Origin of the sequence: Corallococcus sp. CA054B (assembly GCF_003611625.1) — a bacterium.
Lineage (GTDB): Bacteria > Myxococcota > Myxococcia > Myxococcales > Myxococcaceae > Corallococcus > Corallococcus coralloides.
On record NZ_RAVY01000115.1, the window covers coordinates 18,776 to 32,112 of the forward strand.

A 13,337-nucleotide genomic window follows, 5' to 3' on the forward strand; every position below is an offset into this window, starting at 1 on the left:
GGCCGGCTTCAAGGCTGCACCTCCTGTGCCACGATGCCGCCGCTGAAGAGGTCCGCGGCGTCACCGGTGCCGCCGGGCTTGCCGTCGGAGCCCAGCGACAGCACGGCGCCCGACTTGCCCTCCATGCGGTAGACGTAGGGGTGGCCCCACGGGTCGAGCGGCGTGCCGTCCAGCACCTTGGAGGCGATGAGCGGCGCGAAGCCTTCCTCCTGCGTGGGGAAGGAGCCCATCAGCCGGTGGTAGGCCTTGAAGAAGCCCTCCAGGCGGCGGATCTGCTCGCGCGCCTGGCGCTGCGTCGGCGTGAGGGTGTTGTCCTCGGTGACCCACACCAGCGCGAACGCGAGCAGGGTGGCGACAGCGAAGACGCCCAGCAGCAGCAGGCGGCCCGTGCGCTGCGAGCGGGCGCGGGCCTGGTCGCTGGAAATGGCTCGCGCCTCGCGCGCGGACGTCGGGGAGGAAGTGTGCTCGGGAGTCATCACGGGCATTCCTACGACAACACGCGGGAGGCGCGGCTTTGCTTCAGGAAACGCCCGTTACTGCCGGGCGTTCTGGTCCTTGGAGGAGATGTCGGCGTCGGAGCCCTCGCCGCCCGGGTTGCCGTCGGCGCCGTAGCTGGTGATGACGGGCTTGCCGCCCTCGTTCATGTACACGTACTCGCGGCCCCAGGGGTCCAGCGGCATGCGCTCCAGGTTGTTGGTGTCCACCAGCGCCTTGAGGCCCGTCGCGGTGTCCGGGTAGGAGCCCTTCTTCGTGTAGTAGAGCTTCATCGCGCTCTGGATGTTGCGGATGTCCAGCTTCGCGGTGTCCTGCTTGGCCTCTTCCAGCTTCGGGATGACGGCCACGCCCACCGCCGCCGCGATGAGCCCGAGGATGGTGATGACCACCATGATCTCGATGAGGGTCATGCCGCGGTTCTTGCGGCGCTGCTGCTTCTTCGCGTTCGTCGTCGTCATGTCTTCACCAGCTTTCGGGTGACTTTCTGGCAAGCCACCGCGCCATGGGTGTGTCGGGATGTCAGGGGGGCGCTGCTTCAGGGAGGCGTGCCCGCGCTCGTGGAGGCGGGCGGGTCGCGGTGGGCGTAGAGGGTGGCCCCCACCGTCGCCAGCGTGGCGGCCAGGGCCAGGAGCCCCGTCAGCGTGGCGCGCTGGATCCACCGGTCGAGCGTGTCGTTCATCGCGAGGCTCCCTCCACCTAATGGATGGCCGTGTTCACCTGCAGAATCGGCATCAGGATGGAGAGCGCGACGAATGCAATCATCACGCCCATCACCACGATGAGCATGGGCTCCAGGAGGCTGGTGAGCGCGCCGATGCGCACGTTCACCTGCGTCTCATAGGAGTCCGCCACCGACAGGAGCATGTCCTCCAGCTGCCCTGATTTCTCACCAATGGCGACCATGTGGTACACGAGCGGCGGGAACTGGCCGGAGCGCTTGAGCGGGTTGGCGATGCTTTCGCCCTCGCGGATGGATTCGCGGGCGTTCTCCACCGCGTCCGCGAGCACCGAGTTCGTCATCACCGCCTTGACGATGTCCAGCGCGGCCAGCATGGGCACGCCGCTCTTGAGCAGCGTGGCCAGCGTGCGCGCGAAGCGGGAGATGGCGAGCAGGCGCACGAGGCTGCCGAAGATGGGGGCCTTGAGCGTGAAGCGGTCCCACTTGGGCTTGCCCTTGGGGCTCTTGATCCAACGCAGGAACAGCATCACGCCGGCGATGAAGGCCGGGATGATGATGAACCACCACGCCTGCATGAGGTTGGAGGCGCCAATGAGGATGCGCGTGTTGAGCGGCAGCGTGGCGCGCATGGTCTCGAAGATCTTCGTCACCTTCGGGACGACGAACACCATCAACAGCACCAGGATGCCGCCGCCCACCGCCAGCATGATGATGGGGTAGATCATCGTGCCGATGATCTTCTGCTGCAGCTTGGCCTGGTTCTCCGTGAAGTCCGCCAGGCGCAGGAGCACCTGGTCCAGCGCGCCGGAGGCTTCGCCCGCGCGCACCATGTTCACGTAGATGCTGGGGAAGATCTTCGGGTGCTGGGAGAAGGCGTCCGCCAGGGACGAGCCCTCGTTCACGCGCTGCTTGATGTCGGACAGGGCGCGCTTGAGGCGCTCCTTCTCCGCCTGGTCCACCAGAGCGTTGAGCGAGTCCACGATGGTGACGCCCGCGCCCAAGAGCGTGGCCAGCTGCCGGGTGAGGATGGCGACGTCCTCCGTGGACACGCGGCCGCGGCCCAGCTTGCGCAGGTCCACGTCGCGCGCGAGCAGGCTCGCGTTGGTGCCCTTGGAGACGCCCGCGCGGCTGCCCTCCGCCTGGCCCAGCACGTCCGTGAGGAAGATGCCGTCCTGACGCAGCTTGGAGCGCAGCGTCTTGGGCGAGTCCGCCTCCAGCAGGCCCTTCTTCTGCCTGCCCTGGGAATCAAGGCCTCTGTATTCGAAGACGGGCATGGCGGACCTAGATGTCCTCCTGCGTGATGCTCAGCACTTCGGCGATGGTCGTCTCGCCCAGGGCGATCTTCCGCACGCCGTCATCCAGCAGCGTCGTCATGCCCTTGGCCAGGGCGGACTTCTTGATGGTGGACGCGTCCACGTTCTTGAGCACCAGCTGGCGCACGTCGTCGTCCACGAAGAGGAACTCGTAGATGCCGGAGCGGCCGCGGTAGCCGTTGCGGTTGCAGGACGGGCAGCCCGTCGCGCGGTAGATGCGGTCCGTGTTGAACTTCGCCTTGAAGCTGGCGAGCGTGAAGCCCAGCTCCTTCAGCTCCGCGTCCGTGGGCGTGTAGGCCTGCCGGCAGTCCGGGCACACCCGGCGCACCAGGCGCTGGGCGAGGATGCCCGTCAGCGACGACGCCACGAGGAAGGGCTGCACGCCCATGTCCACGAGTCGCGTCACGGCGCCGGCCGCGTCGTTGGTGTGCACCGTGGAGAGCACCAGGTGGCCCGTGAGGGACGCCTGGATGGCGATCTCCGCCGTCTCCTTGTCGCGGATCTCACCGACCATGATGACGTCGGGGTCCTGGCGGAGGAAGGAGCGCAGGCCCTGCGCGAACGTCAGGCCGATCTTCGGGGCGATGGCCATCTGGCCAATGCCCTTGAGCTGGTACTCGACCGGGTCCTCGACGGTGAGGATGTTGAGGTCCGGCGTGTTGATTTTCGAGAGCGCGCCGTAGAGCGTCGTCGTCTTGCCGGAGCCCGTGGGGCCCGTCACCAGGACGATGCCGTGCGAGCGCTTGATGACGGACTCCATGTTGCCCAGCACCTGCGGGCTCATGCCGATCTCCGCCAGGTCCAGCAGCGTCGCCGTCTTGTCGAGCAGACGCATGACGATGCGCTCGCCGAAGGACGTGGGCGTGGTGGACAGACGGATGTCGATGTCGCGGCCCGCGAGTTTGATGCGGATGCGGCCGTCCTGCGGCAGGCGCTTCTCCGCGATGTTGAGCTGCCCCATCACCTTCACGCGCGCGATGATGGAGTTCTGGTAGCGCTTGGGAGGCTTGATGACCTCCTGGAGCACACCGTCGATGCGGAAGCGCACCAGGAGCTCGCGCTCCATGGGCTCGATGTGGATATCGCTCGCGCGCTCCTTGGCGGCGCGGAAGAGCACGGAGTTCACCAGCCGGATGACGGGCGCTTCATCATCCGCGTCCAGCAGGTCCTTGGGCTCCTCCAGCTCATGGGCCAGCGAGTCCAGGTCCTCCGTGGTCTCCATCTCGTCCACGAGCGCTTCGGCCTCGTTGACGGAGCGGTCGTACACGCTGTTGATGGCGTCCACGATGGTGGAGGCGAGCGCGATGCGCGGCTGGATGCCCTGACCCAGCAGCAGGCGCGCGTGATCCAGCGCGGTGGTGTCCAGCGGATCCGCCACCGCGAGCACCACCTCGTCGCCCTCCATGGAGAGCGGGAGCAGCTGCGTCTGGCGGGCGAAGTTGATGGGGATGCGCTTGACCAGGTCCGCGTCCACCTCCTCCGCGAAGATGCGCTGGAGGTAGGGCAGGTCCAGCTGGTGGCCCAGGGCGCGAGCGACGTCCTCCTCGCTGACGGCCTTCATGCCCACCAGGACTTCACCCAGGCGTCCGCCCTTCTCCTGCTGGGCGGCGAGCGCCTCCTGGATCTTCTCCGGGGTGAGGGCGGGCACGAGCGCGCGGAGGATCTCCCCGATGGGCCGGCCACAGAGGTACGCGAGCCCGTGGCCCACGACCTGGGTGGCGTCGTTGCGGCCGCCGGACACGTCGGGCGTCGCGGTGGAGCCTTGAGAGGTGGTGGTGTCGGCGGTCAGGTCCATGGCTGTTACTCCCCGTCTCCCGGCTGGATGCGCAGCCGCTCGGCGTCCGCGTCCGGGCTGGGCGCGATCACCTCGGGCTGTGGCGCGGGGACTGATCTCTCCGAACCCTCCGGAGGCGCCTCGAAATTTCGCGGTGCCTGGTCGCCCTCGGGGGAGGGCGCGGCACCTTCCTGCGGAGCAGGCGCTTCCCTGCCCGGCCGCGCGGGGGACGGGGAGGGGGCGCCACCAGGGGCCGGGGAGCCGTTCGGGCGGATGACGCGCTCGTTGGGCGTGCCACTGCCGCCGTTCTCCACCCGCTGCTCTTCCTTGATGACGGACTGGTTCATGCGCGACAGGGGGCCGGGCTTGCGGCTGAAGTCCACCGCGACGTCGTAGCCGGGGACCTGGCCGTAGAACTGCTCCACGAACTGCTGCCGCTCCTTCATCTTGCGCTCGAAGATGCGACGGAAGTCCTCCTGGCCGCGGATGATGTAGGGCGTGAGGAAGAGCAGCAGGTTCGTCTTGGTCTTGCGGCGCGTGGTGTCGCGGAACAGGTGGCCCAGCAGGGGGATGTCACCCAGCACCGGCACCTTGGAGACGGACTCCAGCGTGCGGTCCTGCATGATGCCGCCAATCACCACCGTCTCCATGTCCTTGGCGATGACCGTCGTCTTCGCGCTGCGCTTGGACGTGGTGGGGCCGAGGACGGGGTCCGTGGAGGCGATCTCCTCCGTCTGCTCGGTGATGACCAAGCGGATGTAGTCGCTCTCGTTGATCTGCGGCTTGACGGTGAGCTTGAGCTCCACGTTCTGGCGGGTGATGGGCGCGTACAGCGACCCCAGGCCGCCCAGCGAGCCCAGCAGCGACGGATTGACCGCGCCAGCGCCAGCGCCAGCGCCGCCGAGCGACGCGCCCAGCGCGGACGGGGTGAAGCCGGACTGGAAGGGCACGTTCTGGCCCACCGTGATTTCGGCCTCCTCGTTGTCGCTGGTGAGCAGGTGCGGCGTGGACAGCACGTTCACGTCGGACGACTGCTGCATGGCGTTGAGCACCACGCCGAAGGCCGGGATGTCGATGCCCAGGTTCTTGAGCTCCGGCAGGACGGGGCCCTGGATGCCGGCGAGGAAGCCGCCCATGCTGGCCAGGTTCGCCAGCGAGAAGGACGGCGGGATGGAGCCGCCGGAGTAGTTGGTGCCCAGGATGCCGGGGATGGCGCCGTCATCCGTCTTGAGGCTGAAGCCCTGGTGGAAGTTGATGCCGAACTCGCTGTTGCGGTCCAGGTTCACTTCCATGATCACCGCCTCCACGAACACCTGGCGGCGCGGCTGATCCAGCTGCTGGATGATCTGGACGATGTTCTTGTAGTCGCCCTGGCTGGCGACGATGACCAGCGAGTTGGTGCCCTTGTCCGCGGAGATCTTCACCTCGCCGCTGAACAGCTCCGCGGCCTGGGCGGGCGCGCGCGGCAGGCCCTGCGGCTGCTGCGGGATGGGGCCACGCTGGGGGCGGTTGGCGGTGCCCTGCGCGAGCGACTGGAGCGTGCTGGCCAGCTCCTCCGAGTTCGCGTTCTCCAGTGGGTAGACGTTGATCTTGTTGCCGCTGCCGGACGGGATGTCCACCTCGCGCACCAGGTCCTGGATGCGGCCGAAGGCGGCGGGGCTGGCCACGATGATGAGCTTGTTGGTGCGCTCGTCCGGGATGATCTGCGACAGCGTGACGGCGCCGCCCGTCTCCGCGCCGGCGGCCACGCCCTCCGAGCCCGGAGGCGGCTGGCCCGGCGTGCCCTGCGTGAAGTTGCCGGGGCGCTGGCCCGGGCGGCCGCCCGCGCCGGCCTTGGCTTCAAAGAGCTTCTGGATGGTGTTGGCCACGTCCTGCGCGGTGGCGTACTGCACCTGGATGATGCGCATCTCGTCGCTGGAGGAGCGGCTGTCCAGCTGGTTGATGAGGCGCTCCAGGCGGTGGATGTTGGAGCCCACGTCGTTGATGATGATGGTGTCCGGCGGGTACGGGATGGTGTCGCCGTCCTTGGACACGAGCTGCTGGAGGACGCCGCGCAGCGGCTCCACCTCCACGTACTTGATCTTGAACAGCTTGGTGACCATCTGCTCGTTCGTCGTGTACGGGGTGTCCTCGTCCACGATGGTCGGGATGGGGTTCTGCTTCGCCGAGCGCTTGTCGACGATCTTCAGGAAGCGGCCGTACGGGTAGACGGCGAGCCCGTTCGCGTCGAGCGCGGCGAGGAACGCGGAGTAGAACGAGTCCGCGTCCACCTCCACGCGGCCGTTCTCCGGGCCGATGATGGAGATCTTCCCGCGCACGTTCTCCGGGAGGATGAACGTGCGGCACGTGGCGTCCGACACGGTCTGGACGAGCTTCTCGATGTCCACCTTGTCGAAGTAGATGCCGTAGCGCGCGTTGCGCCGGGCCTGCTCGCACGTGGGCGTCTGGCGGGGGCCCTGGTTCTCGGCGGGCGCCGCGCTGCCGTTCTGCGGGGTGATGGTCCGGTCACGTTCACCCTGGGCCTCGCGAGCGGGGGCCGGGGTACCGGGCTGTGTAGGACGGCGCTGGGCCCACGCGGGAACGGAGAGCGCGAGGCACAGGCAGAGCATCCAGGACGGGAGCGTCGTCTTCATGGAGGAGCGGGCGCTTTGACGGGGGTGTTTAACGGACGTTGTAGGATTTGCGGATCGGCGCGCCGTTGCGCTCGATCTCGATCTCGATGCGGCTGGAGTCCTTCAGCTTCGAGTAGATCTCCAGCGCCTTCTCGGGGCTGTTCATGTCGAAGCCGTTGATGCGGCGGATGACGTCACCGTTCTGGACGCCGATCTTCGAATAGATGCTGTCCGGGCGGATGGAGAACAGCTTGAAGCCCACCGCCTGGCCGTCCTTGAAGGCCGGCACGATGCGCGCCTGCATCGCCACGTCGTTGAGGTTGCTCAACGTCTTGTCGATTTCGGCCTTGGGGACTTCGTACTCGTTCTCACCCGTGGACTTGATGCCGTTGCCCAGGCTGTTCGTCGGCGTGGCGGTGGGCGCCGCGGGGGGAGGGGTGTAGGCGGCGACGGCGCCGTCACCGGGCTGCCCGTCGATGAACTCGCGGCGGCCGTTGTTGTTGATGATCACGCGCTCGCGTTCAATCTCCATGACGGTGGCGCCCATCAGGTTGTTGCCGACCATGTAGGTCTGCGAACGCTGCGTGTTCATGTCCTGGATGGACGCGAAGGACCAGTCCGGGTTGGCCGCGACGAGCGTGCCCAGCAGCTTCACGCGCAGGCCGCTCTTGGCCGGCGGGGCGTTGGCGTCGAACTCCGGCGACGTGGGCGGCTCCTTCACCGCGACCTCCGGCTCCGGCAGCTTCACGCCGGTGAGCCGCGACAGGCGCTCCGCGTCGATGGTGGCGAGGCCGCTGTCCGCGGCGTGGGTGCGCTGCGCGACGCGGGCGGGAGCCTCGGACGCGGGCGCGGGGGAGATGGAGGATTCGACGAACAGGTTCACCGTGCGCGCCGCCAGCAGGGCGACGAGCAGGATGAACAACAGGTTCACGCTCCAGAAGTACTTGCGAAAGAAGAGTTCCATCACGCTTCCGGGAGAAAGCCAGCCCCAGATGGGACCTTGAGCAAGGCAGGTGCCATCGCTGGGCGGGCGTCAAACCCACGACTTACGGCCAAGTCCTTGAAATTATTTCGGAATAGGACGGGGCCCCGGCCAGGGGAGCGGCCGGGACAGGACGTCGGGACAAATTGTCAAAAGCAGGCGGGGGCCGGTGTGACGGCCTGTCAGTCCGCGCTGGTGGGGGGGGAGGGGGGGGCTGGCGGCGTGTCGGGCCCGCCCTGCTCCCGCTCGAGCTTGCGGTAGATGGTGCGCGCGGCGATGCCCAGCAAGCGGGCGGCGAGCGTCTTGTCCCCGCGGGTGTGGCGCAGGGTCTCGTGGATGACGCGCCTTTCAATCTCCTCCATGGGCGTCCCGATGGGGATGACCAGCTGTCCGGCGGAGCCCAGGGGCCCCTTGCGCACGGACTCCGGCAGGTCGCTGGCCTCCAGCACGTCCGTGCGGGCCAGCACCACGGCGCGCTCCACGGCGTGCTCCAGCTCGCGCACGTTGCCCGGCCACGCGTAGTTCTCCAGCACGCCCAGGGCGTCCGGGGAGAAGCCGCGCAGCACCTTGCCGTTCTTCGCGGAGAAGCGGCGCAGGAACGCCTCCGCCAACAGCGGGATGTCCTCGCGGCGCGACGCGAGCGCGGGCACGCGGATCTCCACCACGTGCAGGCGGTAGTAGAGGTCCTCGCGGAAGCGCCCTTCGGCGACCTCCTTCTGCAGGTCCTTGTTGGTGGCGGCGACCAGCCGCACGTCCACCTTCACCGTCTGCGTGCCGCCCAGCCGCTCCAGCTCTCCCTCCTGGAGCACGCGCAGGAGCTTCACCTGCGCGGAGAGGGGCATCTCGCCCACTTCATCCAGGAAGAGGGTGCCGCCGTTGGCGCGCTCGAAGCGGCCCTCGCGGCGGGTGACGGCGCCGGTGTACGCGCCGCGCTCCACGCCGAAGAGCTCCGCCTCCAGGATGCTCTCCGGGATGGCGCCGCAGTTGACGGCGATGAAGGACTGCTTCGCCCGGGCGGAGTGCTCATGCAGCGCGCGTGCGGCCAGCTCCTTGCCGGTGCCGGATTCGCCCAGCAGGAGCACCGTGGCGGTGGAGGGCGCCGCCTGGCGGATGGTGTCCAGCATGGCGCGGAAGGCGGGGGACTGGCCCACCATGGCGCGCCCGCCCGCGGGGTTGATCTCCGCGAGCTTCGCCTTGAGGGAGGTGTTCTCCTGGACGAGCGCCTGCTTCTCCAGCGCCTTCTGCACGGCCTTCACCAGGGCGTGGCGCTTGAGGGGCTTGGTGATGAAGTCGTAGGCGCCGTCCTTCATGGCGGCCACGGCCGTCTCCACCGTGCCGTAGGCGGTCATCAGCACCACCTCCACGTCCGGGCGGATGGCGCGGCTGGCCTTGAGCAGCTCCTGGCCGTCCATGCCGGGCATCATCAGGTCGGTGACCATGACGCTGACCTCGGGGCGCCGGAGCAGCTCCAGCGCCTCCGTGCCCTGCGCGGCGGACAACGTGGCGAAGCCTTCCCGCTGGAAGATGCGGGCGACCGATTCGAGGTTGGCGCGGTCGTCGTCGACGACCAGGACCGTGGGAGATGTCATGGGAGTGCGGGGCCTCTCAACACGGCCCTGCAATCCCCATTCCCGTCAGGCCTGCTCTTCGTCGGGTTCCATGGGGCCCCCGCCCATGCGGCCAATGTCCTCGCGTTTCACCTTGTCCACGTTGAAGCGCCGGGCGCTGGCCAGCATGCGGCTGACGGTGGAGTCGAAGGTGGGAGGCGGGCCGTCCTTGCGGAAGCGCAGGAAGTTGAGCCGGGCGACGACGAAGTTCTTGAGGTAGGGGCTCTGGAGGCCGCGCTCCTTGAGGGCGTTGACGACGGCGACCACCGCGTCATCCAGCTCCAGCAGCTGGTCCGCCTGGGCGTCGCGCACGGCCAGGGCCTGGGGCAAGGGTACGTCCTGGAAGCCGTCCACCACCTTGACGAAGGGGTGGTAGGCGCCCGCGGAGAAGCGGGGGCGCTTCTCGTAGGCGGCGCCCATCGTGAGGAAGGAGGGCTCCTCGAAGAGGTGGGCGAAGGCGGACTCCTTGCCCGGGCGGTTCGCGCCGACCAGGCCCCGCGCCATGCGGATGACCTCCAGCGAGCGCTCCTTCAGGTTATGGGCCTTCTCCGTGTTGAGGGCGAGGATTTGATAGGCCACGTCCTCGTCCGGCAGGAGCAGCGTGACGATGGACTTCGCGCCCAGCAGCTTGCTGGCGTTGAGGCGGTGGTTGCCGTTGGGCGTCCAGTAGCGGCCCTCCATGCGCACCGCGATGACGGGGTCCAGGAAGCGGTCCAGGCGCTCCATGGCGGTGGCGAGCCGCTTGACGTGGGGCTCGGACAGGTCGCGCTGGTAGGGCGTGGGCTCCACCTTGTCGATGGGGAGCACGGCGAAGACGACGGGGTGTCCGCCCAGCGGGTCGCGGTAGACGGACAGCACCTGGCCTCCGTCCTCGCGCACCGCCTGGAGGAGGGCGTCGGGGAAGGCCACGGACTCGCTCGCGACTTCGGCCGCGCTCAGCCCCCGCGACTTCGGTTCGGCCTTCTTGCGGCGCGGCTTGCGCGGCGTGGCCGACTTCGACTTCGCGGGGGCGGACTTGCGGGCGGACTTCGCGGCCATGCGGACTTCACCTCGTGCCGGTGGAAATGAGGTCCGCGAGCGTAGGCGACCGCGTGGCGCTGGCTACGCGCCGGAGACGGTGAGCTGTCGGAAGCGGACAGTGGGCGCGCCCACGCTGCCGCCCCGGAACTGGAGGTCGCTGCCCACCGCGTCCACGTCCTTCAACATCTGGAGGAGGTGGCCCGCGACCGTCACCTCCTGCACCGGGTGGGTCAGCTCACCGTTCTCAATCCAAAGGCCGTTGGCCCCGCAGGACATGTCCCCGGACACCGGATCCGCGCCGTGGCCCAGGAGGGCGGTGACGTAGAGGCCCTGGGGCACCTCGCGGATCAGCTCCTCCGGCGTCTTCGTGCCCTTCTCCAGGTAGAGGTTGGTGGTGCCAATGCCCGGCAGCGCGCTGTAGCCGCGCGACGCGTTGCCCGTGGTGCGCGCCTTCGCCTTGCGCGCGGTGAAGGCGTCGTAGAGGAAGCCGGACAGCACGCCCTCGTCGAGGATGGGCGTGCGGCGCGTGGGGACGCCCTCGCCATCGAACGGCGCGGTGGCCAGGCCCCGGGGGAGGAGGCCGTCATCCACCAGCGTGACGTGCTTGCCCGCGAGCCGCTTGCCCAGGTGGGGCGCGAGCACGCTGGACTGCTGGTACACGGCGTTGCCGTTGGCGGCCTGGGACAGGTTGCCCACGAAGCTCGCGGCCACCAGCGGGTCGAACACCACGGGCACCTGCTGCGTCTTCACCGGCTTCGCGCCCAGCATGCGCACGGCGCGCTTCGTGGCCTCGCGGCCGATGGACTCAGGGGACTCCAGGTCGTCCAGGAAGCGCTTGTAGTCCAGCCAGTAGCCCGTCTGGAGCTGCCCGTCCTGGGACGCGACCGGCACCGCGACCAGGTACACGTACGTGCCGGAGTAGCCGCCGGACGCGCCCTCGCTGGACGCCAGGTACACCTCCGCCACGAAGTCGCCCGCGGACACGGAGTCGAAGGTGACGACGCGCGTGTCCTGCGCCCGGCCCGCGCGCTCCGCCTCCAGCGCGGCGTTGATCTTCCAGTCTCCGGGCAGGTTCGCGACCTTGGGGTCGAAGAGGATGCCGGTGTCTCCGCGCTTGCCCAGGTCCTTCGCGCCGGGCAGGCCGTTGAGCTTGTTGGGCGCGGCGGCCTCCGCCAGTTGCACGGCCAGGTCCACCACGCGCTCCAGGCCCGCGGGCGTGAAGTCGGATGTGTACGCGAAGCCCAGCCGGTCCTTCACGATGACCCGGATGCCCAGGCCCTTGCTGGTGGCCTCCGTGAGGTCCTCGATCTGCCCTTCGCGGACGCGCACGCTGCTCTGGCGGCCCACCTCCAGGTAGGCTTCCGCCTGCTTCGCGCCCTTCTTCACGGCGCGCTGGACGACCTTCTTCGCGAGCTGTTCGTAGTTCACGGTTGTCCTCAGCCGACCTTCGTTCCGCCCACGGTCACGTTGTCGATGCGCACGGTGGGCAGGCCCACCCCCACGGGCAGCATCTGCCCGTCCTTCACGCAGATGCCCATGCCGGGGTCCGGCATCGGGTCGCAGCCCACGCGGCTGATGTTCTTCAGCGCCTCCGGCCCCACGCCAATCAGGATGGCGTTCTTCACCGGGCGGCCCAGCTTCCCGTCCTCAATCTGGTAGGCCTCGCTGACCTCGAAGACGAAGTTGCCGTTGCTGATGTCCACCTGGCCACCGCCGAAGGTGGCGCAGTACAGCCCGCGCTTCACCTCCTTGAGGATGTCCTCCGGCGCGTGGTCTCCGGGCGCCAGGAAGGTGTTCGTCATGCGCGGCAGGGGCAGGCTCTTGAACGACTCCCGCCGGCCCGAGCCCGTGGAGCGCTGGTTCATCAGCTTCGCGTTGAGCTGATCATAGAGGTAGCCCTTGAGCACGCCGTTCTCGATGAGGACCTTGCGCTCGCCGGGCACGCCCTCGTCGTCGATGTTGATGGAGCCGCGCGCGCTGGACACCGTTCCGTCGTCGATGACCGTCACCAGCTCCGAGGCCACCTTCTCCCCCAGCTTGCCCGCGAACAGCGACGTGCCCTTGCGGATGAAGTCCGCCTCCAGGCCGTGGCCCACCGCCTCATGCAGGAGGATGCCGCTCCAGCCCGGCGCCAGCACCACCGTCTGCGGGCCGGCCACGCAGTCCACCGCGCCCAGCGTGGCGATGGCCTGGCGCGCGGCCTCCTCCGCCACGGACTCCGGCGTCACGCCGTCCCAGTAGCTGAAGGACACCCGGCCGCCGCTGCCGTACATGCCGGTGCGCCGCTCGCCGTTCTTTCCCAGCGCCACCACGTGCACGCTCATGCGGGACTGGTCCTGAACGTCCTCGCTGAAGCGGCCGGTGGTGTTGGCCACGGCGATCCTCCGCGTCTGATCCACGTAGGACGCGTTCACCTGCTGGATGCGCGAGTCGAAGGCGCGGGATGCCTTGTCCGCGCGGGTGAGGAGCGCTGTCTTGCGCGCCACCGCCACGTCCTCCAGCGGCTGACCGACCCGGTAATGGCTGGGCACCGGCACGCGCTTGACGGGCCAGGCGCGCTCGGAGCCGGTGCCCTGGGCAATCATCGCGGCGGTGCGCGCGGCGCGCAGGAGCGCGGCCTCGTCCCAGTCGTCGGAGTAGGCGTAGCCCACCTTGGCCCCAGCAATCACGCGCACGCCCACGCCCTGCACCAGGCCCACCTGCGCGCTGCGGATGCGCTGCTCCTCCAGCACCACGGCGGTGGTGGACGTGCGCTCCACGTACACCTCCGCGAAGTCCGCGCCCCGGCCCATGGCTTCCGCCAGCAGACGTTCCAGGAGACCGGGGGGCAGGAGCGGGGAGGCGGCCGCCTGTCT

General features: G+C 68.8%; 11 protein-coding genes. All 11 read right to left on the minus strand.

The genetic code is table 11. From position 1 onward, the window contains the following. Positions 1–8 precede the first annotated feature (8 nt). The gene (locus tag D7V80_RS25210) at positions 9–476 is read right to left on the minus strand and encodes a type II secretion system protein GspG (protein ID WP_199738846.1); all 468 of its coding nucleotides are present in this window, start codon (positions 474–476) and stop codon (positions 9–11) included. A gap of 57 nt (positions 477–533) precedes the next feature. Beyond that, on the minus strand, positions 534–953 hold the full coding sequence (gene gspG, locus D7V80_RS25215; RefSeq protein ID WP_014398369.1) for a type II secretion system major pseudopilin GspG: 420 nt from the start codon (positions 951–953) through the stop codon (positions 534–536). Positions 954–1,030: 77 nt separating this feature from the next. Next, positions 1,031–1,174, minus strand: coding sequence for a hypothetical protein (locus D7V80_RS42320; RefSeq protein WP_014398368.1), 144 nt, complete (start codon positions 1,172–1,174; stop codon positions 1,031–1,033). A 17-nt stretch (positions 1,175–1,191) separates the two neighbouring features. Beyond that, the gene (gspF, locus tag D7V80_RS25220; RefSeq protein WP_120590594.1) at positions 1,192–2,448 is read right to left on the minus strand and encodes a type II secretion system inner membrane protein GspF; all 1,257 of its coding nucleotides are present in this window, start codon (positions 2,446–2,448) and stop codon (positions 1,192–1,194) included. A 7-nt stretch (positions 2,449–2,455) separates the two neighbouring features. Continuing rightward, positions 2,456–4,282: a type II secretion system ATPase GspE gene (gene gspE / locus D7V80_RS25225; protein WP_120590595.1), complete on the minus strand. Its 1,827-nt coding sequence runs from the start codon at positions 4,280–4,282 to the stop codon at positions 2,456–2,458. A 5-nt stretch (positions 4,283–4,287) separates the two neighbouring features. Further along, the gene (gene gspD / locus D7V80_RS25230; RefSeq protein ID WP_120590596.1) at positions 4,288–6,894 is read right to left on the minus strand and encodes a type II secretion system secretin GspD; all 2,607 of its coding nucleotides are present in this window, start codon (positions 6,892–6,894) and stop codon (positions 4,288–4,290) included. Positions 6,895–6,922: 28 nt separating this feature from the next. Then, positions 6,923–7,837 carry a type II secretion system protein GspC gene (gspC, locus tag D7V80_RS25235; protein WP_199738847.1) on the minus strand — a complete coding sequence of 305 codons (915 nt, stop codon included), beginning with the start codon at positions 7,835–7,837 and terminating at the stop codon, positions 6,923–6,925. A gap of 200 nt (positions 7,838–8,037) precedes the next feature. Further along, complete coding sequence (locus D7V80_RS25240) at positions 8,038–9,444, minus strand: sigma-54 dependent transcriptional regulator (protein WP_120590598.1); 1,407 nt, start codon at positions 9,442–9,444, stop codon at positions 8,038–8,040. 45 nt (positions 9,445–9,489) lie between these two features. Beyond that, positions 9,490–10,500: a ParB N-terminal domain-containing protein gene (locus D7V80_RS25245; protein WP_120590599.1), complete on the minus strand. Its 1,011-nt coding sequence runs from the start codon at positions 10,498–10,500 to the stop codon at positions 9,490–9,492. Positions 10,501–10,563: 63 nt separating this feature from the next. Next, complete coding sequence (locus D7V80_RS25250) at positions 10,564–11,910, minus strand: TldD/PmbA family protein (protein ID WP_120590600.1); 1,347 nt, start codon at positions 11,908–11,910, stop codon at positions 10,564–10,566. Between the two features lie 8 nt (positions 11,911–11,918). Further along, positions 11,919–13,313, minus strand: coding sequence for a TldD/PmbA family protein (locus D7V80_RS25255; protein WP_120590601.1), 1,395 nt, complete (start codon positions 13,311–13,313; stop codon positions 11,919–11,921). Between the last annotated feature and the right edge of the window lie 24 nt (positions 13,314–13,337).